This window comes from Clostridium sp. 1001283B150210_160208_E6 (assembly GCF_015669365.1).
Lineage (GTDB): Bacteria > Bacillota > Clostridia > Clostridiales > Clostridiaceae > Clostridium > Clostridium paraputrificum.
Genome location: NZ_JADPAA010000001.1, coordinates 103432 through 121602, shown reverse-complemented (window position 1 = coordinate 121602; position 18171 = coordinate 103432). Strand labels below are relative to the sequence as shown.

Here is an 18171-nt window from a genome sequence, read left to right as displayed (position 1 = left end):
GGACTTTCTCTGGTTCTTTTTTTATAGTTTTTGTATTTTTAAGCTTTCATAGTCCTTAGGATCTACAAACATAGTTTTATTAGTATAATATATAACCATACCTGGTTTAGCCCCATTTGGTTTCTTTAAGTTTTTAACTTCTGTATAATCAACTGATACTTTAGAATCATTTTTACCTTTACTATAATAGGCAGCTATAATTCCAGCTTCCTCTAAAGTAATTTCATCTACAGGATTTGCTTGTATAATTACATGTGATCCAGGAATGTTTTTTGTGTGAAGCCACATATCATTTCTATTTGCAAATTTAAGGCTTAGGTAGTCGTTTTGTAAGTTATTCTTACCTACATAAATATCTATGCCTTGAGATGATAAGAAGTGTAGAGGCTTGCTTTCCTTTATTTTTTTATTAACTTTAGATGTATTTTTAAATTTAATATATCCTGTTTCCATTAATTCTTTTTTAATTTGTTCAATTTCATCATATGATTCTACATTTAATATATTTGTTAAAACAGAATTTAAATAATTTAATTCATCTTCGTTTTTTTCAAGCTGTTCTAAGGCCCATTCCTCAGATTTTTTTAATTTATTATATTTTTTATAGTACTTTTGAATATTTTCAGAAGGACTTTTATTTGGATCAAGGGATATAGTTAAATATTCTTCTTCCTTATCGTTATAAAAGTTTAATAAGGAGATTTTATCATCTCCAGGCTTTATCATATAAATATAAGAGGTAAGTAAATCACCCTTAATTTTATAGCCCTCTTTCTTTCCGCCTTCTTCAATATTTCCATTTAATATTTTAGATTTTTTATTACATCTATCTATATTAGTGTGTATTAATTTTTGAAGAGAAATGGATCTATTATTTAATCTATCTTGTTTATCCTTAGTTCTAAAGAAATCATCAAGAATAAGAGATGGATTTTCATATTTTATATTTTTATAACCACTATAATATGAACTTAAATTAGCACAATAAAAGTCCTTATATATACCATCAGAATCCGTAATGATATTAAATGAAGGATGGTTACAAATATCATTTATTGAACTTGTTGTATACTTATATAATGATGAAAAATTACTAGGAGATATATTCTCTTTTAAGGAATTTTCATAAAGCTCTTTTGAAAGTGGTTTTGAAACTCCTGTTAAAAGATTAGAGAAAAATAAATCATTATATTCCAAGTTATTTTCCTTAATAAAATTAGTCATTTCATCTATATCTAAGCTAAAAGGATTTAATTTTGTAGACTTAGGTGGTTCAACATAAGTAGCTCCAGGATATAATACTCTATAACTATTAATATCTGGTGTTATATGCTTTATAGATTCCATTATTTTATTATCTCTATTTCTAACTAAAGTAATGTTAGAGTGTCTACCCATTATTTCAACTATAAGAGAGTATTCACTATCAAATCCAAGCTCATCCCTTGATTCTACTTTAATTATTACAATTCTATCTCCATCTTTTTGATATACATCAACAATTCTACCAGATGTAAGATACTTTCTTAAAACCATAAGATACATTGGTGCTTTAAGAGGATTTTCCTTAGAAGTTTCAGTGAAATGAATCCTTGGAAACTTTGATGAAGCAGATATAAGAAGTTTATAGTTCTTTCTATCTTTTCTAATAGTTAATATAACTTCATCTTTTTCTGGTTGATTAATCTTATCTATTTTACTATCTATTAATACATCTTTAAGATTATTAATTAAACTGTTTAAAAATATTCCGTCTAATGCCATATTATTCTTCCTTTCAATATAATAAACTTAGTATACCATTAAAAATATGGTAAGTTAAGTGTAATGAATTTGTAATATTTTTATTCATAAAATAAGAAGGAATTATTAATGAAAAAATAGAAGTAAATATATTAATAAAATATATTGTAATTGGTCATATTAAAGAGTATTATGTAATACGGAAATAGCGCTTTTATATATAGAAATGTATAGAATATAATACTGAATGTGATTTGAGGGAGAAGAGATGAAGATTAGTAGAAGTAGGAGAATTGGGGCTATAGGTATTTTATTCTGTTCTTTATTTTTAATGTCATGTAGTAAACCTAGTGATGATGTTGAAATTGTAGAAGGGATTAAGTTAAATAAGGGAGCAATTATAGAAAATGACAGAGGAAACTATTCGAATTATAACTATATAAACGGAAAGTATGAGAAGGTTAATGATGATGAAGTAATAGGATTATATGAACATAATAGCGATAATTATATTGCACAAAAAGATGGTAAATATATTGTCTTTTATAGTGGCAAAAAAATTGAGCTTTCAAATATTGAAATTGGAGATGATGGTCTAAAGATATCACCAAGTGGTGAATATCTATCATTATATAGAAACATAGATGGAATTACTAATTATAAGATAATTAAGTTGTCAAATGGTGAATATGTAGATTTTAATACTGATACAGGTATATCAGGTCATTATTTAGATTGGATAGATTCTAATACTTTAGTTTACTATGGAGTAAATAATGAAGGAGTTAATGGCATTTTTACATATAATCTAGAAAGTAGTGAAGAAAAGTTACTTTATAATATTGATGGTGGTATAGTTCAGTATTTAAGTACAGATTCTGAAGGTATAGTTATATTGCAGGAAACTATTAATGATGAGAAAATACTTCAAGTTATTAATAGTAAAACTAGTGAAGTGAAAACTATATCTAAAGATATAACTAGATTGTATGATATAGTTAATGTTGATGGAGATTATTATATTTTAGGTGAATTTAATGATGGAATATTATCTATATATAAATTACAAGATGGTAAGCATTATAGGCTAATCTTTGATTTTCCTAGTAGTATTAAAGCAACTAGATATGGATTATCAGTAGATGAAGATGGAAATATTTTATTCATTGGAAGTAATTTAGATCCTGAACTAGAAGAAATATATAGTATAAGCAAAGATGGAACAATAAGAAAAGTTTCAGAATCAAAAAATGAATATTCTTTTGTAAAATAGGTAAGAGAAATCTTACCTATTTTTATTTTGTTGTATATTATATGGCCAAGATGGCAAGGTTCTAGAAGTGGAGGTGAAAAGTTGTCAAATAATGATAGATTAATAGATAAAATAGATATAAGAGTAGCAAGAAAATTGTCTATAAATCAAGCAAAAGAGTATGGAGTATTACCCATTTATGAAGATGGAAAAAATGTCTATATTGCAACAACAGAAACACCCCATAATGAAATAATTGATATATTGAGTTTTTTATTTAATAAGAAAATAAAGCTCATATATAGAGAAAAAGATGAAATTTTAGAGCTAATTCAAAATGTATTAAATTTTAAAATTGAAGATATAGAAGTGGTAATATTTGAAGAAGCTATAGCATGTAATGCAAGTGATATACACTATGAGCCAGAAGAAAATGGGTTAAATATTAGATTTAGAATAAATGGCTCATTAACATTAGTAAGAAAATTAAGTTTAGAGGATTATCAAAAAATATCATCTAGATTAAAAATTAAGGCTGGTATGGATATTACGGAAAAAAGAAGACCACAGGATGGCAAGCTTTTTATGTGGTGTAAGGATAAAAAATATAATTGTAGATTATCTACAGTGCCAGTTATATATGGAGAGAAAATTGTTCTTAGGGTTCTTTATAGTGATAGATTTTTAACCCCTATAGAAGATTTGAAGTTTACTAAGGAACAGCAAGAAACATTAAGTAGAATTATTAGACTTAAAAATGGACTTGTTTTGGTTAATGGACCAACAGGAAGTGGTAAATCAACAACACTTTATACAATTTTAAATGAAATAAAAGATGATGATATAAATATATCAACCCTTGAAGACCCAGTTGAAGTAACAATGAAGGGGATAAATCAAGTGAATTTAAATCATAAAATTGGACTTACCTTTGTTGAAGGTTTACGTAGTTTATTAAGGCAGGATCCTAATGTGATAATGGTTGGAGAAATTAGAGATGAAGAGACTGCTAGGATGGCTGTTAGATCTGCAATAACAGGGCATAAGGTGTATTCTACAATACATACAAAATCACCAAGAGAAGTGTATTTAAGGCTTGAAGAAATGGGAGTAAAGGGCTACCTAATAAAAGACGCTTTAGTAGGTATTATTTCTCAAAGATTAATAAAGCTCTTATGTAAATGTAAAGAGGAAATTGGAGCTATAGACCTTAATGGAGAAAGTATAAAAATATACAAAAAGGGTGGCTGCAATATTTGCAATAATAGTGGATATATTGGTAGGCAACTAATTGCATCTGTTTATCATATAGATAAGAAGTTAAAAGGTGAACTTGTCCAAATATATGAAAAGGAAGACTTACTTTCAAATTGTCAGATGGTAAATAGCTTAAGAGATTTACTTTTAAAAGGGGTAATTGATTATTACGATTATTTAAGTATTTTAGAAGGGGAAGAATTAAATGAAGATTAGCTATGGGGATTTAACAATAATAGCTGAAAACTTGGGGAGCTTGTATGAAGATGGTATAGCTATAGGTGATGGACTAGAGCTATTAAAGGAATTGCCTCTAAGTAAAAATTATAAAAACAGTATAACTTATATTCGTAATGATATTTTACTAGGAAAAAGCTTAAGTGAGGCTTTTAGTAAGTTTGATGAATTATATCCAGGACTTTTTATTGGCGTATTAAAGGTAGGGGAAAACAGTGGTCAGCTAGGAAGAACCTTTAATAAGCTTGAAATGTTCTACTCTAAACTAGGTAACATAAAGAAAGAAGTGAAAAATGCATTAATATATCCTAGCTTTTTAATAGTTACCTTGATTTTATTAGGAATATTTTTAGCATTTGTACTTATTCCATCATTTTATGAGAGCTATAAAAATGCAGGAAGTGAAGCACCAAAAGTTGCTGAATTCTTATATAATTTAAAACTTAGTTTTAATGATAATCCTATCCTGTTTATAGTAAGTGTTCTATGTTACATACCTATAGTTCCATTAACAATTTTTCAAGTTTTAAAATACTTTAAAGGAAGATTTAAATTCATTAGAAAAGTAAAAATCGTAAAAGAATTAGAAGAATTTATATTTATGCTGATTTTGTCCTTAATTTTAGATAGTGGTGTATCATTGCCAATAGGTTTTAGTTACTGCTCAGATTCAAAGGATATAAAATTTCTAAGTGACGTTTTAAAAGGAATAAATGAAGAGATATTAAAGGGAAAAGAACTTAGTGAGTGCTTAAGTAATTTAAGCTTCCTATCTAAGTATTCAATATCAATGATAAAGCTTGGGGAGAATAGTGGGTCACTTACAGTAAGAGTAAAAAAGGCAGAAGAGAGATTAGAAAAGAGAACAAAAGAGAGTATTTCAAAACTTTTATCATTAATTCAACCAACTCTAATCATAACTATGGCTCTTGGAGTTGTGGCATTTATATGGGTATTTGTACTACCTATGTTTGATATGATTTATGGAGGAGTTATGTAGTTGAAGAAGGGATATACGCTTATAGAATTGGTAGCAGTAATGCTAATACTTGGGATTATATTTTCATTTAGCTTTAGTGGGTATAACCTTTATAAAAGTTTTGAGGAAAATATAAAAGTAGAGAATTTTTTATATGAGTTAGAAGACACCTTTTGTTATGGAAGAGATTATTGCAAGAACAATGGTGTTATTGGAACTATAAAATTAAGAGAATATGAAGATAAGTTTGTCATTTTATTTAGTAGTGGAGGTGACACTAAGATTAAAAGAGAATTGGAAAAGAGCATAATGATTGATAATGATTATATTTTAGCTTATCCAATAGTTGATAGCTATGATATTAGTAAATACGGAATAGTACAATCTAAAACTACACTTCTTAAAGATAGCAGAAACAATAAATATCAGCTCTCTATTAATCCAACAGTGAATAATATTTATGTGGGTAAAAGAAAAAATGGTTAAAAAATCAAAGGGAAATATACTTTTAGAATTAGTAGCTGGTCTTTTTATATTAAGTATAATTGGACTTCTAGCTTTTAATTTAGCAATTTCAGCAAATAAATATCTACAAAATGAAAAAGAAGAGAGGGAAACTTATGAATGTTTTCATGCAGTAGTAAATGAAATAAGATACAACTTAGATAAAGAGAAGTTTAAAAGTAAGGCTGTTAGCAATAAGGTTAAGATTCCATATGATAAAAATTTACTTGAAGAGTTAAAAAATAAGGACTTATTAGATATTGCATATGGTGAGGAAAGCAATTTTCTGCTGATAGAATTCAGTGATGAAAGAAAAGAGTTTGTTATAAGGTTAGAGGGTGGTGAAAAAGTATTAGAACAAAAGGTAAGGGGAAACTTGTAAATACTAATTCTAATAAAGGATTCACTTTACTAGAAACAACAATTTATTTGAGTATATCCTTAATAATAATTTCCATTGCAGTAAGTACCGCTATAGAAGCTTATAACTACACCAGAAACTTAATTATTAAAAGTAGAGAAATGAATCAAGTCTATAATGCTTTTAGTACAATTGATTACTTTTCATCTAAAGAGGATGTGTTTAAAGTAGATAAAAGTGGAGATACAGTTGAAATTTATGAAAGCTTAGGAAATGAAAATTATAAGATAAAAAGGGTTTTAAAAAGAGGAAATAATTTAAGTATTGTTCACTACAATGAAACTAATATTCAAGAGGTAAGCAATAATCCAATAGTGGAAAACATAGAGGATTTTAAGGTTTATAAAAAAGGAAATCTAGTATATGCAGAAATAACTAAAGGGGGAGAGAGGTATATTAAATGCATTTAAGAAGAGAAAAAGGTTATGTATTAATTAATCTCATTTATATATTAATGTTAATATCCTTCTTTTCTACAGTATTAGTAACAATGATAATAAATGGTGTAAAGAGAGAAAAAATTGATCAGTATTATAGCAAAGATAGTAAAAGTTATAATTTAGAATGTGAAATAGAAGAGTTAGATAATTATTTACTAGTGAATAATACTGCTATAAATTATTTGAAAAATAATAGTGGTGACAAGGTATGTATAAGGGAAAATATTTTTTTGAAATATGACATAAATAAAAGGGTTTTTCTTTTTGGTAATGATGAAAACTATACAATTTTAAAAGAAGATAGTAGTGGAAAAAGCTTAATACCTTATAGTTATAGGTATTGATATGGAGGAGGTTTAGTGGAAAATAATTTAATAGAAATATGTAATGAAAAAATTTTTTATAAAAATAATATATACAAGTTTTCCTTAGACAATCTAAGGAAAATTAAATTGGGTAAAAAGAGAAAAGTAGTAATTTTAGGTGAAGATTTATATACAAAAAAGATAAAGTTAAATAGAAAAGTTAAAGTTAAAGAAGAAGAAATTCAGAATGTAATAGAAAGAGCCTTTGGCAGTAGTGAAGATTTCTTGTTTCATTACGAATTTTCTAGAAGAAAAGGTGAACTTATAATATATGCTGTTAAAGGTGGAATGAAAATACGTGAATTATGCCAAGGAGCGGCATCTATTAAGGTAGAGCCTATTCAGATGTGTTTTTTTAATAAGTTTAAAAAGAAGGTAAGGGAAAAGAAGTGGGAAACTTTATTTAGTTATAAGGATAGCTACTATTATATTTTATGTGATAATAATTTTATAGCTAGAAGTTTTGTAGATACTAGCCTTACAAGGTTTGTTGAAAAATACCTAGAAGTGGAAAGAGAAGAAAATCTAAAAACATATATTGAAGAGGGCATTTCAAAAGAGTTTCCAGAAGGTTATAACTCTTTCATCATAAAGGAGTTTGGAGAGGTATTAAATGCAAAAAAAGTTTATAAATAAAAATTTTCTACCAACAGAATATATAAATGATAAGGTAATAAAAGATTCAAAGGATGAAAAGCGAGGGTTATATATTTTAATAATCACTGCACTTATCTTATTACCATTATCGTTAAGTAGTATAAATACTAAAGAAGAGGTTAAAATAGAAAATGTAGAATCTGCGAGTACAAATTGCATAAAAAAGGATGAAGTTATATTTTGGCTTAGTTTAAATAAGAATGGCATAAAAGGAAATATAGCTAAAAATAATGCCTCTCTAGAAATAAGCAACAAGGAAACTTTAGAGAAATTAAGTGAAGATGATAAGGTATCTATAAATAATATATATTATCTTGGCGATGATAAATATAAAATAGAACTAACAAAGAGGTAGTAGTATGAAAAATAAAATATTTGCTATAGTTTTGTTTGTTTTTATAGGTATTGAGTCCTACTTTATATTTTATTCTAAAAAAGAAGAGGTAAAACCAGTAGTTACAGAAAAAGTTATAGTAAAAAAATACTCGCTTACAGAAGTTTTAGAATACTTAAATGATAATGCAATAGAAGTGAAAAATATTTATAAATCAGGAGAAGATTATATTATTAATGGCGTAATAAGCGGAGAAAATGGGGAATTTTTGGAGAAAATAAATTCTTTAGATAAGCTAAGTATTTTAGATTATTCATTAGAATTGTATTCAGATACTATATATGGAAATTTTACATTTAAATATTCATAATAGGAGAATTTTAGGTAGAAGTGGCTAAAATAATTGCAATTCTAGTTTTCTTCTGATAAAATAAATTTGTTGTGTATACGGAAATTGTTAGATGCAATAAGAGTATCGTATATTTTAGGTATTTATATTTGAAACTTATACATTTTGGAGGGATATTTAAATGATATCAGCAGGAGATTTAAGAAAAGGTACGACTTTTGAACATGAAGGACAAGTTTACACAGTTGTAGACTTCTTACACGTTAAACCAGGTAAGGGAGCAGCTTTCGTTAGAACAAAGTTAAGAAACGTTATATCTGGTGGTGTTACAGATACAACTTTCAACCCAACTGCAAAGTTCCAAGAAGCAGTTATTGAAAGAAAAGAAATGCAATACCTTTATAGCGATGGAGAATTATACTACTTCATGGATCAAGAAACATATGAGCAAATTCCACTAAACTATGAAAAAGTAGAAGATGCTATAAAGTTCTTAAAGGAAAATATGTTTGCAATAATTAAGTTCTATAAGGGAGAAGCTTTCTCAGTAGAAGCTCCAAACTTCGTAGAATTACAAATCACTCACTGTGAACCAGGTGTAAAGGGTAATACTGCTACAAATGCATTAAAGCCTGCTACAGTTGAAACAGGTGCAGTAGTTAATGTTCCAATGTTCGTTAATGAAGGAGATACTATAAGAGTAGATACAAGAACTGGCGATTACATGGAAAGAGTTTAATATTAAGAAAGTTGCTAAGTTCAATTTGCTTAGCAACTTTTTGCTATCTATGAAATACATACAAGGAAGTGTTTGTATGAAGGAAATAAGAAATAATATAGAAAAATTAAAAGAAGAAATTTCAACTATAGATAAATCAGAGTATAAAAGCATTTTTAACAATATTTCTTCAATTTTAGAAGGGTTAAGTAATAAAATTGAAGAAGTTATGGTAAATGAAGCTGTACTTTCTGAAAACTTAAAGTATATGGATGATGATATATCAGAAATTCAAGAAGAATTGTTTGAGGAAGTATCATTAGAAGAACTAGATGAATTTGAATCAGAGTATACAGAAGTTAGCTGCAATAAATGTGGAAAACCTATCTTCATTGAAGCCTCTGCATTAGAAGAAGATAATATACCATGTCCATATTGTGGAGAAAATATAGTGAAATAATTTTTAAGAATCCTGTTTAGGATTCTTTTTTTATTTTCAAAATAATTAGTTCACATATTTTTATAAAATAAGGTTATAATTTTTAAATTACGTAAATAGAAATTATATAGGAATCAAACTAGGGAGGAGGAAGTGATGGATATTTTGGATGAGGGAATAGTAAAATTATTTCCACCTAGAGTTGTAGAGGCTTTAGGAGAATATTTGAAAGATAATGCTTTACAAGAGATAAGGTTAAAAATAGAAAAACCAATAATAATTACATCATCTAAAGGTGAGGTGGTACTTAGCTATATATTGGGAAGAGAAGACATAAAGTACATACTTCAAAGAATTTCTAACTATTCATTATATGCCTATGAAGAAGAAATAAGGCAAGGATTCATAACAATACGAGGAGGACACAGAGTTGGACTAGCAGGTGAGTGTGTTATGGATAATGGGAAAGTAAAGACTATAAGAAATATTTCTTCATTAAATATAAGAATTTGTAGAGAAATACTTGGGTGCTCAAAAAAGGTTATGAAATATATAGTGGAAGATAAAAAGGTATTAAATACCTTGATTATTTCACCACCTAAGTGTGGTAAAACAACTATTCTAAGAGATATTGCAAGGAACCTATCTGATGGGGGCAAAAAGATATCAATTATAGATGAAAGAAGTGAAATTGCAGCTAGTTATCTTGGAGTACCTCAAATGAAAGTTGGAATAAGGACTGATGTTCTAGATAATTGTTTAAAAAGCGAAGGGTTAATTATGGCCATAAGAAGTTTATCACCAGAAATTATTATATGTGATGAAATAGGAACATTAAAGGATATTGAAGCACTTATTATGGCTTTTAATTCAGGAGTAAACATTGTTGTAACCTTACATGGGGAAAGTCTTAATGATTTAACTAACAGAAGTGTTTTTAAAGAGCTATTGGAAAATAACGTTGTAGAAAGAGTTATTTTGCTTAGTAATAGAGAAGGAGTTGGGACAGTAGAGAATGTTTACTCATTAAGCAAAGGAGGAGAGAAAAAGTGGTCAAGATTATATTAATAATTAGTATTTTCTCTATGTTTACTTTTGCAGGTTATATTTATGGTGAGAGTTTTAGAAAACGGTTATTAAATCTTAACGAATGCTATAAGGGAGTATTACTTTTACAAAATGAAGTTGTATTTAATACCACACCATTACCAGAAGCCTTGTATGAAATATCAAAAAAAAGCAAGGAACCATTTAACAAACTAATATCAAATGTTTCAAGTGACTTAGAAAATGGGAAAATAGGAGATGTTTATATAGCCTTTAAAAGAAATTATGAAGATGTAAAAGAAGAGGTTTATTTAAATAAAGAAGATAAGGATATCTTAGGAGATTTTCTAAAATCCTTAGGTTACTCTGGGGTTTATGGGCAAGAGAAAATTTTCAATCTAGCATTAGAAAACTTAAAGATAAATATAAAAGAAGCTGGAGAGGAATCTAAAAAGAATACAAAGCTTTATAGGTATTTGGGAATGTGTTTTGGGGCAATGATATCCATATTTTTATTGTAGATTAGGAGGAAGATTATGCTGGATTTTAGTATACTTTTTAAAATAGGCGGGGCAGGAATTATTTTAGTGATATTGGACAAGGTTTTAACTAGCAGTGGAAAAAGTGAAATAGCAGCTATCACTAATATAGCAGGAATAGTAATTATATTAATAATGATAGTTTCATTAATTAGCAATTTGTTTAATACAGTAAAGACCATGTTTATGTTCTAGGTGATAGTAAGATGATGATTTTAAAGGTTATTTCCTTTGCGCTTGTTGCCCTATTTTTATATTTACTTTTTAAAGATAAAAGAGGAGACCTAGCAGCCTTAATTCTTTTAGCTGCTGGTGTAGTAATTTTTATATATTGTATTTCACAAGTTAGTGAAGTAGTTAATTTCCTGAAGACCATAGCTGATAAAGCAGGTATAGATACAGTTTATATACAAATAGTACTTAAAATATTGGCTATAGCTTATCTGGCTAGTTTTGCAAGTGAAATATGCAAGGATGCAGGGGCTGGAAGTTTAGCATCTAAGGTAGAGTTTTCAGGGAAGATGTTCATATTAGTTTTAGCAATTCCAATATTAATGGCTGTATTAGACTCTATATTACAAATTTTGTAGGTGTAAATATGAAGAAATTTAAGAGACTTATGATTTTATTAGTGATAAACATATGTATTTTTTCTATCATATCTCCAACAGCTATAGTTAATGCAGAAGAAGAACAAAATAAATCAGCTATTGAAACAATAGTAGATGAGGGAATGATAGATCCTGAAACAAATAAAGATTTAATGGGACTTTATGATTATATCAATAAGATGAAGGTAGATGTTGAGCTTATGAATGATCTTGACCCAGTTGAATATGTAAAAAGCTATATAACTAATGGAAAGGGTAATCTATCCTTTTCACAGTTAGGTAAGGCTGTAGTTTCTCTTCTATTTAAAGAAGTTGGTAGTGTATTAAAGCTTGCTATTTCAATGATAGTAATAGCTATATTATGTACCTTATTAAAAAATCTACAGGATGCCTTTAGTACAAAAAGTATATCTCAGATAGCTTTTTATGCATGTTATGCAGTTATGGTTATGCTTCTTTCAAAAAGCTTTTTGATATCAATATCTGTAGCAAAAGATGTTATTAATGGGGTAGCAGATTTTATGGCAGCAATTTTACCTGTTCTAGTTACAATGATAGCCTTAGCAGGAGGTGTTACTCAAGCAGCAACCATAGATCCAATTGTAATGGCAGCTGTTGTAATAATACCAAGGATATATGTAACTGTAATAATTCCATTAATTATGGTAGGTTTTGTTCTACAATTTGCTAATAATCTTTCAGAAGAGCATAAAATAGATAACCTGTGTAAATTATTAAAGCAGTGGACAGTATGGCTCCAAGGAATAATAATTACATCTTTTATAGCTCTTTTAACAATAAGAGGTATAACTAGTACAACAATAGATGCTGTTGCCTTAAAGACAACAAAGTTTGCAGTAGATAATTTTATACCTATAGTAGGTAAAGCTTTTTCAGATGCAATTGCATCAGTTGCTGGATATTCTTTAATTATCAAAAATGCAATAAGTGGAATTGGACTTATGGTTATAATACTTATTATTTTATATCCAATAATAAAAATGATTCTTATGGCATTTATATATAAAATGTCAGCAGCACTTGTAGAGCCAATAAGTGATAAAAGAATAACAAGTACAATTGCAGCAACAGGGGATTCATTAGTATTGTTGTTATCATGTGTTTTAAGCGTAAGTTTAATGTTCTTTGTTTTGTTAGCAATTATGGCCTCTGCTGGAAAGTTTATTGTAGGGGGATAGGATATGGAATTAATTAAAGGTTTTGTAACAACACTTGTTACTACATTAATATTTATTACAGCCATAGAGCTTGTTGGACCAGATAATAGCATGAAAAAGTATTTGAAGTTTGTAATGGGGTTAATACTAGTAGCTGTACTATTAAACCCTATTGTAAAGTTTTTTTCTCAAGGAGAAACAGCCCTAACATCTATTATTGATCAGTATGACAAAGAGATAGAGGAAGGCATAAGTAAAGATGATACTACTATAGCAACACAGGAGCTTAGAGAGGATAGTTTTAAGGATAATTTTAATAAAAACTGCATTAATAAGTTATCAAAAGAATTTAAAGATATGACTTTTGAAAGTGATCTTGATTGCACAGTAGATTTTGATAATATGACTTGTCAAATTAATGAATTACGTATAGGAATAAGCGAAAAAGGGGTTAAGAAAGTAAAGGAAGTTAAGATTGGGGAAGAAGAAAAAGAGGTTAAGGAAGAAGATAGCACTCAAAAAGAGGTGAAGGATTTTCTTTCAGATGAATTAGAAATAAGTAAGGATAAGATAGTAGTGTATTATTTGTAAAAAAGGAGGGGTATCAATGGATTTTAAGAAGCTAAAGAATGAGGTTAGTAAGTTGTTTAAAAACAAGTATATGGGCAATATTCTTGCGGTGCTTTTAGTTATTGGCTTTATATTAATTGCCATTACCATTTTAGCGCCAGGACTTTTAAGTGGTAAGAATGAAGTTCTTACTGAAGAAAATAATACAAAAGTAAACACTACAGTCTCTACTTATGAAGATAAACAAAAGATTGAACTTACAAACATTCTAAGAAAAATAGATGGAGTTGGAGAAGTTGATGTAATGATTAACTTTGAGAGTGGAGAAGAGAAGGTAGCAGCATATGATAGCACAAATCAAACAACAAAAACAGAAGAAACAGATACAAATGGTGGAAAGAGAGTTAGCGATCAGCAAAATGACACAACTAAGGTTGTAATGAGTAGTGAGTCTGGTGGAAATTCACCAGTTATTTTAAAAACATATAAGCCTAAGGTAATAGGTGTTGTTATTACTGCAGAGGGTGCAGAAAGTAGCAAGGTTAGGTATGACATAGAAAAAGCTGTATCTAGTTTATATGGGATATCAGTTGAAAAGGTTAATGTATATCCTATGGGGATTTAGCATATAATTCAATAGAAAGTTGATGGGAGGAATAAAAAATGACAAAAAAACAAGTTGGGATTATATTTACTTTATTAGCATTAATAGTGTGTACTGCTATTTTAGGAGCAAAATTAAATAATGGTGGTTTAAATGATGCTAGCGATTTAGCAGGGGCATTAGTTGAAGGGGAGAAAGATGAAGACAAGGATAAGGAGACAATCAGTCAAACAGATTTCTTTATAGATGCAAGAAGCACAAGAGAAAATAATGATGCATCAGCTATCCAAGGATTAAAAGATGTAGTTGAAAATGATAAAACTTCACAAGAGCAAAAGGATGCTGCAACTGCACAGATTACAAAAATAACATTAAGACAAAGTCAACAAAAAACAATAGAAACAAATATAAAGAATAAAGGTTATAGCGATGCTATTTGTGAAATTTCTGATGATAGTAAGAAAGCTGATATAATTGTTAAGTCAGATAACCAACTTACTGAAAAAGAAGGCGCTATAATCCAAGAGATAGTTCAAAGTGCTTGTGGAATTAGTGATGTTAATATTTCTGTGAAAAAATAATACATTGTAATATATTTTCTATTTTGATATAATTAACGTAAGATAATTTAGTTTTGTTTTACAAAGCTTAGGAGGGCGAACAAAATGCAAGATTTCAACAATGAAGAAAATGTTGGGGTTGTAAAAATATCCGACGAAGTTGTAAGTGTAATAGCTGGTATAGCAGCTGAAGAGATACAAGGAGTTGTAGGATTCCAACATACTGGAGTTTCTAATAATATAACTCAAATTTTCAAAGGTAAAAAGGCAGTAGGTAAAGCTGTAAAGGTTACTTTAGAAGAAGATAGAGCTACTATTGAACTTGAAGTTTCAGTTGAATATGGTGTGAGAATTATGGATGTCGTAGGCCAAGTTCAAGAGAACGTTAAGAAAACAGTAGAAGCTATGACAGGTTTAACTGTTAGTGGTGTAAATGTTTATGTACAAAATATTTACTTACCAAAGGAAGAAGAAAAAGTAGAAGAATAGTTTATAAAAGGAGTTATGCTTTATAGTATAATTCCTTTTTTTCGGTTTTATAAAAAATGGAGGTGGAGAAATGATAAAGCATATAGTTATGTGGAAATTAAAAGAAGAAGCAGAGGGAAACTCTAAAGAAGAAAATGCTAAATTAATAAAGAATATGTTAGAAGAATTAAAGGATAAAATTAAGGAAATAGTAAAAATTGAGGTTGGTATAGATTTTAATAAATCTGAACAAGCCTATGATATAGTTTTATATTCAGAATTTAACTGTAAGGAAGATTTAGATAGTTATCAAATAAATCCTAAGCATGTAGAGGTGGCTTCTTATGTTAAAAAGGTTACTAATTCAAGAATTGTTGCAGACTATATAGTTTAAGTTAGGAGAACTATGGATAAGAAAGAAATTTTAAAACAAAGGAAGAAATATGTAAAGGATAAACTTATAAATGAAGGCAGTGGACATGATTGGTTCCATATAGAGAGGGTATATAATACCTCAAAAGCTATTTATGAAAAAGAAGGGGGAGACATATTTATTATTGAAATGTGTGCTCTACTTCATGATGTTGGAGACTGGAAGTTTTCAAATGATAATAAAACAGAAACTAATGAAATAGAAGATTTATTAGAAAGTCTTCAAGTTGAGAAAAGTGATAGGGATAAGATTATTAATATAATAAAGAAGATTTCCTTTAAAGGTGGCATTGTTGACTCTTCTCAAGAGTGCATAGAAGGGGAAATTGTTCAAGATGCTGATAGATTAGATGCAATTGGAGCTATTGGTATAGCAAGAACCTTTACTTATGGAGGATATAAAAATAATCCTATCTATGATCCAAATATAAGTATTAATAATTATAATTCCCTAGAAGAAGTGAAAAATAAAAAAAGTACAACAATAAATCATTTTTATGAAAAACTATTAAAGCTTAAGGATAAGATGAACACAACTGAAGGGAAGAGAATAGCAGAAGAAAGACATAAGTTTATGGAAAATTATTTGAATGAATTCTTTCTAGAGTGGAATTTTGCTAAAGATAAATAAAAAGATACAACAATAGGAAATATATGGTAATATAATAATGGGATTATATGTGGGAGGTATATTAAATGAGAAAAAAGATTTCTATAATTATATTACTGTGTTTGCTTATGATTACTGTTACAGGGTGTGGTACTAAGAAAGATAATGTGTTATCAACTTCAGAAGTAAAAATTGAATCGTTAAAGAAATATGAGAATTCTAAATTAGCAGATAATAAAGCATATGATATATTAAAGAAGCTACCAGGTGAGCTTTATATAGATAAAGTGCAAAGGGTAAAGGATTCAAATGATATAGAAGTTGAATATGCTATTAGAGCTAATGATAAGGATGAGTATGCTAGCTTTTGGGAGAATCCACAAAACGTTCTTCAAAAGAATAGTGCAATTTTATTTACATTAATAGATGACCTTGATAATATATCTTTTAAAGTAGGGGACATAGATAAAAAAAGTTATAATTATTCAAGAGCATATATAGAATCAGTATTGGGACAGTATATGGATAAGATGTTTGAAGATGAAGAAACATGGAATAAATTTAATGAACTAAAAGTTATGGTAGCAAAATAAAATTGGTGGAGAAACTACAGAGATGTAGTTTCTTTTTTAAAATAAACTTTAGATTATAAAGATATAAATATATGTTTATGTATTTATATAAATATAAGAAGTTATAAAGATATATTTACATATTTATGTATTTATATAAATATGTTGAATAGAACTTATGTTGTAAAGAATTGGATAAGTGATTTATAATTGATTGTATTGGAAGAAGCTAAGGGGGATTGTAATATGAAAATTAATTTAAGAGATATTAATGAAGAGAATTGGTTGCAGTGTATAGGTTTGACAACAGATAAAAGCGATCAGCATTTTGTATTTGAAGAATTTATTCCATCCAATACTTTATCCCTAGCTCAATCTAAAATAGAAAATGGATGGATTACAAAAGGAATATATGATAAAGATAAAATCATTGGATTTACCATGTATGGATATTGCTATGAGGATAATTTCTATGAGTTATGTAGATTAATGATCCATCATGCATATCAAGGAAGAGGTTATGGCAAAGAAGCAATTAAAATAATAATAGAAGAAATGAAAAAGCTTGAAGGGTGCAAGGAAATATTTTTATCATTCTATCCAGAAAATATAAAAGCCAAAAATCTTTATGAAAATGTTGGGTTTAAAAATACAGGAGAAATTATAAATGGAGAGCTGTTATATTCCTTAAAGCTTAAAGAATAATTTGTAATAAATATAACTATATGGTTTAGAGATGATAAAATAGTTAATAATGGGTGATTTTTTGTGGAAAGCTTAGTTCCCTTGTGATAAAATAATAAAAGTCGTTTATTATATTTTTATAAAGTCTATAATAAAGGTAATAAATATTTATATAGATGTAAATTTGGAGGAAATAATGAGTAGAAAAGATTCAAGAGAAAAAGCATTAGAATTAGTATTTGGAATGACATTAAGTAAAGATACACCACAAGAAGTTATAGAAATGTTCAAAGAGAACAGTGAAGAAAGTCTAGAAGGTATAGACTTTGTTTACATAAATAATATATTAGAAGGAATTAATGAAAAGAGAGCTGAGTTAGATTCAATAATAGAAAAGAATCTACAAAACTGGAAGCTTGACAGAATTTCTAAAATTAATCTTTGCATTCTAGAAATGGGAATATACGAAATGCTTTATGTAGAAGATGTTCCAGAAAAGGTTGCTTTAAATGAAGCATTAGAATTAACAAAGAGATATTCAGATGAAAAGTCAGTTTCATTTGTTAACGGAGTCTTAGATAAAGTTCTAAAAAACATATAG

Annotated in this window: 27 protein-coding genes; 26 read left to right on the top strand and 1 reads right to left on the bottom strand. The window is 28.1% G+C overall.

Annotated features, from left to right (window positions below):
• Positions 1-21 precede the first annotated feature (21 nt).
• Positions 22-1764 (bottom strand): NFACT RNA binding domain-containing protein, encoded by a 1743-nt coding sequence (locus tag I4V16_RS00720; RefSeq protein WP_195631974.1) that lies wholly within the window; start codon positions 1762-1764, stop codon positions 22-24.
• A 247-nt stretch (positions 1765-2011) separates the two neighbouring features.
• On the opposite strand from I4V16_RS00720, the gene I4V16_RS00715 reads away from it, so the two are divergent.
• The 26 genes from I4V16_RS00715 (at position 2012) to nusB (ending at position 18171) form a co-directional block, all read left to right on the top strand.
• Positions 2012-3016 carry a hypothetical protein gene (locus I4V16_RS00715; protein ID WP_195963241.1) on the top strand — a complete coding sequence of 335 codons (1005 nt, stop codon included), beginning with the start codon at positions 2012-2014 and terminating at the stop codon, positions 3014-3016.
• An 81-nt stretch (positions 3017-3097) separates the two neighbouring features.
• Positions 3098-4468, top strand: a complete 1371-nt coding sequence (locus tag I4V16_RS00710) for a GspE/PulE family protein (RefSeq protein WP_207738374.1) — start codon at positions 3098-3100, stop codon at positions 4466-4468.
• Complete coding sequence (locus I4V16_RS00705) at positions 4458-5489, top strand: type II secretion system F family protein (protein WP_099329448.1); 1032 nt, start codon at positions 4458-4460, stop codon at positions 5487-5489. The genes I4V16_RS00710 and I4V16_RS00705 overlap by 11 nt, the downstream gene beginning before the upstream one ends.
• A complete protein-coding gene (locus I4V16_RS00700) occupies positions 5490-5954 on the top strand; it encodes a type II secretion system protein (protein WP_099329447.1) in 465 nt (154 codons plus the stop codon).
• On the top strand, positions 5947-6354 hold the full coding sequence (locus I4V16_RS00695; RefSeq protein ID WP_195963242.1) for a hypothetical protein: 408 nt from the start codon (positions 5947-5949) through the stop codon (positions 6352-6354). The genes I4V16_RS00700 and I4V16_RS00695 overlap by 8 nt, the downstream gene beginning before the upstream one ends.
• On the top strand, positions 6324-6803 hold the full coding sequence (locus tag I4V16_RS00690) for a prepilin-type N-terminal cleavage/methylation domain-containing protein (RefSeq protein ID WP_195616946.1): 480 nt from the start codon (positions 6324-6326) through the stop codon (positions 6801-6803). Before I4V16_RS00695 ends, I4V16_RS00690 begins: the two co-directional genes overlap by 31 nt.
• Entirely contained in the window at positions 6794-7177 is a 384-nt protein-coding gene (locus I4V16_RS00685; protein ID WP_049179153.1) for a hypothetical protein, read from the top strand. Before I4V16_RS00690 ends, I4V16_RS00685 begins: the two co-directional genes overlap by 10 nt.
• 15 nt (positions 7178-7192) lie before the next feature.
• Positions 7193-7834, top strand: coding sequence for a hypothetical protein (locus I4V16_RS00680; protein WP_049179152.1), 642 nt, complete (start codon positions 7193-7195; stop codon positions 7832-7834).
• A complete protein-coding gene (locus I4V16_RS00675) occupies positions 7812-8210 on the top strand; it encodes a hypothetical protein (RefSeq protein ID WP_049179151.1) in 399 nt (132 codons plus the stop codon). The genes I4V16_RS00680 and I4V16_RS00675 overlap by 23 nt, the downstream gene beginning before the upstream one ends.
• Positions 8211-8214: 4 nt before the next feature.
• Positions 8215-8559 (top strand): hypothetical protein, encoded by a 345-nt coding sequence (locus I4V16_RS00670; RefSeq protein ID WP_049179150.1) that lies wholly within the window; start codon positions 8215-8217, stop codon positions 8557-8559.
• Between the two features lie 160 nt (positions 8560-8719).
• On the top strand, positions 8720-9277 hold the full coding sequence (gene efp / locus I4V16_RS00665; RefSeq protein WP_027097678.1) for an elongation factor P: 558 nt from the start codon (positions 8720-8722) through the stop codon (positions 9275-9277).
• Between the two features lie 76 nt (positions 9278-9353).
• Entirely contained in the window at positions 9354-9716 is a 363-nt protein-coding gene (locus I4V16_RS00660; protein WP_049179149.1) for a CD1247 N-terminal domain-containing protein, read from the top strand.
• A 135-nt stretch (positions 9717-9851) separates the two neighbouring features.
• Complete coding sequence (gene spoIIIAA / locus I4V16_RS00655; RefSeq protein ID WP_049179148.1) at positions 9852-10763, top strand: stage III sporulation protein AA; 912 nt, start codon at positions 9852-9854, stop codon at positions 10761-10763.
• On the top strand, positions 10745-11263 hold the full coding sequence (gene spoIIIAB, locus I4V16_RS00650) for a stage III sporulation protein SpoIIIAB (protein ID WP_111937263.1): 519 nt from the start codon (positions 10745-10747) through the stop codon (positions 11261-11263). Before spoIIIAA ends, spoIIIAB begins: the two co-directional genes overlap by 19 nt.
• A gap of 15 nt (positions 11264-11278) precedes the next feature.
• Positions 11279-11476 carry a stage III sporulation protein AC gene (gene spoIIIAC, locus I4V16_RS00645; RefSeq protein WP_049179146.1) on the top strand — a complete coding sequence of 66 codons (198 nt, stop codon included), beginning with the start codon at positions 11279-11281 and terminating at the stop codon, positions 11474-11476.
• Between the two features lie 11 nt (positions 11477-11487).
• The gene (gene spoIIIAD, locus I4V16_RS00640) at positions 11488-11871 is read left to right on the top strand and encodes a stage III sporulation protein AD (RefSeq protein WP_049179145.1); all 384 of its coding nucleotides are present in this window, start codon (positions 11488-11490) and stop codon (positions 11869-11871) included.
• Between the two features lie 8 nt (positions 11872-11879).
• On the top strand, positions 11880-13091 hold the full coding sequence (spoIIIAE, locus tag I4V16_RS00635; RefSeq protein WP_049179144.1) for a stage III sporulation protein AE: 1212 nt from the start codon (positions 11880-11882) through the stop codon (positions 13089-13091).
• A gap of 3 nt (positions 13092-13094) precedes the next feature.
• Positions 13095-13661, top strand: coding sequence for a stage III sporulation protein AF (gene spoIIIAF / locus I4V16_RS00630; RefSeq protein WP_099329438.1), 567 nt, complete (start codon positions 13095-13097; stop codon positions 13659-13661).
• 16 nt (positions 13662-13677) lie between these two features.
• A complete protein-coding gene (locus I4V16_RS00625) occupies positions 13678-14265 on the top strand; it encodes a stage III sporulation protein AG (protein ID WP_049179142.1) in 588 nt (195 codons plus the stop codon).
• Between the two features lie 38 nt (positions 14266-14303).
• On the top strand, positions 14304-14825 hold the full coding sequence (locus tag I4V16_RS00620) for a SpoIIIAH-like family protein (RefSeq protein ID WP_049179141.1): 522 nt from the start codon (positions 14304-14306) through the stop codon (positions 14823-14825).
• 84 nt (positions 14826-14909) lie between these two features.
• Entirely contained in the window at positions 14910-15293 is a 384-nt protein-coding gene (locus I4V16_RS00615; RefSeq protein WP_027097688.1) for an Asp23/Gls24 family envelope stress response protein, read from the top strand.
• Positions 15294-15363: 70 nt separating this feature from the next.
• Complete coding sequence (locus I4V16_RS00610; RefSeq protein WP_111937261.1) at positions 15364-15666, top strand: Dabb family protein; 303 nt, start codon at positions 15364-15366, stop codon at positions 15664-15666.
• A 12-nt stretch (positions 15667-15678) separates the two neighbouring features.
• A complete protein-coding gene (locus tag I4V16_RS00605; protein WP_111937260.1) occupies positions 15679-16335 on the top strand; it encodes an HD domain-containing protein in 657 nt (218 codons plus the stop codon).
• A gap of 65 nt (positions 16336-16400) precedes the next feature.
• Entirely contained in the window at positions 16401-16907 is a 507-nt protein-coding gene (locus tag I4V16_RS00600) for a DUF4825 domain-containing protein (RefSeq protein WP_111937259.1), read from the top strand.
• A 225-nt stretch (positions 16908-17132) separates the two neighbouring features.
• Positions 17133-17591 carry a GNAT family N-acetyltransferase gene (locus I4V16_RS00595; RefSeq protein ID WP_049179137.1) on the top strand — a complete coding sequence of 153 codons (459 nt, stop codon included), beginning with the start codon at positions 17133-17135 and terminating at the stop codon, positions 17589-17591.
• A gap of 175 nt (positions 17592-17766) precedes the next feature.
• Positions 17767-18171, top strand: a complete 405-nt coding sequence (gene nusB, locus I4V16_RS00590) for a transcription antitermination factor NusB (RefSeq protein WP_049179136.1) — start codon at positions 17767-17769, stop codon at positions 18169-18171.

Excerpts from the sequence above, each read along its gene's own strand:
- I4V16_RS00720 (WP_195631974.1), bottom strand. The coding sequence starts at position 1,764 with ATGGCATTAGACGGAATATTTTTAAACAGTTTAATTAATAATCTTAAA.
- I4V16_RS00715 (WP_195963241.1), top strand. The coding sequence starts at position 2,012 with ATGAAGATTAGTAGAAGTAGGAGAATTGGGGCTATAGGTATTTTATTC.
- I4V16_RS00705 (WP_099329448.1), top strand. The coding sequence starts at position 4,458 with ATGAAGATTAGCTATGGGGATTTAACAATAATAGCTGAAAACTTGGGG.
- I4V16_RS00695 (WP_195963242.1), top strand. The coding sequence starts at position 5,947 with ATGGTTAAAAAATCAAAGGGAAATATACTTTTAGAATTAGTAGCTGGT.
- I4V16_RS00685 (WP_049179153.1), top strand. The coding sequence starts at position 6,794 with ATGCATTTAAGAAGAGAAAAAGGTTATGTATTAATTAATCTCATTTAT.
- I4V16_RS00675 (WP_049179151.1), top strand. The coding sequence starts at position 7,812 with ATGCAAAAAAAGTTTATAAATAAAAATTTTCTACCAACAGAATATATA.
- I4V16_RS00670 (WP_049179150.1), top strand. The coding sequence starts at position 8,215 with ATGAAAAATAAAATATTTGCTATAGTTTTGTTTGTTTTTATAGGTATT.
- efp (WP_027097678.1), top strand. The coding sequence starts at position 8,720 with ATGATATCAGCAGGAGATTTAAGAAAAGGTACGACTTTTGAACATGAA.
- I4V16_RS00660 (WP_049179149.1), top strand. The coding sequence starts at position 9,354 with ATGAAGGAAATAAGAAATAATATAGAAAAATTAAAAGAAGAAATTTCA.
- spoIIIAA (WP_049179148.1), top strand. The coding sequence starts at position 9,852 with ATGGATATTTTGGATGAGGGAATAGTAAAATTATTTCCACCTAGAGTT.
- spoIIIAC (WP_049179146.1), top strand. The coding sequence starts at position 11,279 with ATGCTGGATTTTAGTATACTTTTTAAAATAGGCGGGGCAGGAATTATT.
- spoIIIAD (WP_049179145.1), top strand. The coding sequence starts at position 11,488 with ATGATGATTTTAAAGGTTATTTCCTTTGCGCTTGTTGCCCTATTTTTA.
- spoIIIAE (WP_049179144.1), top strand. The coding sequence starts at position 11,880 with ATGAAGAAATTTAAGAGACTTATGATTTTATTAGTGATAAACATATGT.
- spoIIIAF (WP_099329438.1), top strand. The coding sequence starts at position 13,095 with ATGGAATTAATTAAAGGTTTTGTAACAACACTTGTTACTACATTAATA.
- I4V16_RS00625 (WP_049179142.1), top strand. The coding sequence starts at position 13,678 with ATGGATTTTAAGAAGCTAAAGAATGAGGTTAGTAAGTTGTTTAAAAAC.
- I4V16_RS00620 (WP_049179141.1), top strand. The coding sequence starts at position 14,304 with ATGACAAAAAAACAAGTTGGGATTATATTTACTTTATTAGCATTAATA.
- I4V16_RS00615 (WP_027097688.1), top strand. The coding sequence starts at position 14,910 with ATGCAAGATTTCAACAATGAAGAAAATGTTGGGGTTGTAAAAATATCC.
- I4V16_RS00610 (WP_111937261.1), top strand. The coding sequence starts at position 15,364 with ATGATAAAGCATATAGTTATGTGGAAATTAAAAGAAGAAGCAGAGGGA.
- I4V16_RS00605 (WP_111937260.1), top strand. The coding sequence starts at position 15,679 with ATGGATAAGAAAGAAATTTTAAAACAAAGGAAGAAATATGTAAAGGAT.
- I4V16_RS00600 (WP_111937259.1), top strand. The coding sequence starts at position 16,401 with ATGAGAAAAAAGATTTCTATAATTATATTACTGTGTTTGCTTATGATT.
- I4V16_RS00595 (WP_049179137.1), top strand. The coding sequence starts at position 17,133 with ATGAAAATTAATTTAAGAGATATTAATGAAGAGAATTGGTTGCAGTGT.
- nusB (WP_049179136.1), top strand. The coding sequence starts at position 17,767 with ATGAGTAGAAAAGATTCAAGAGAAAAAGCATTAGAATTAGTATTTGGA.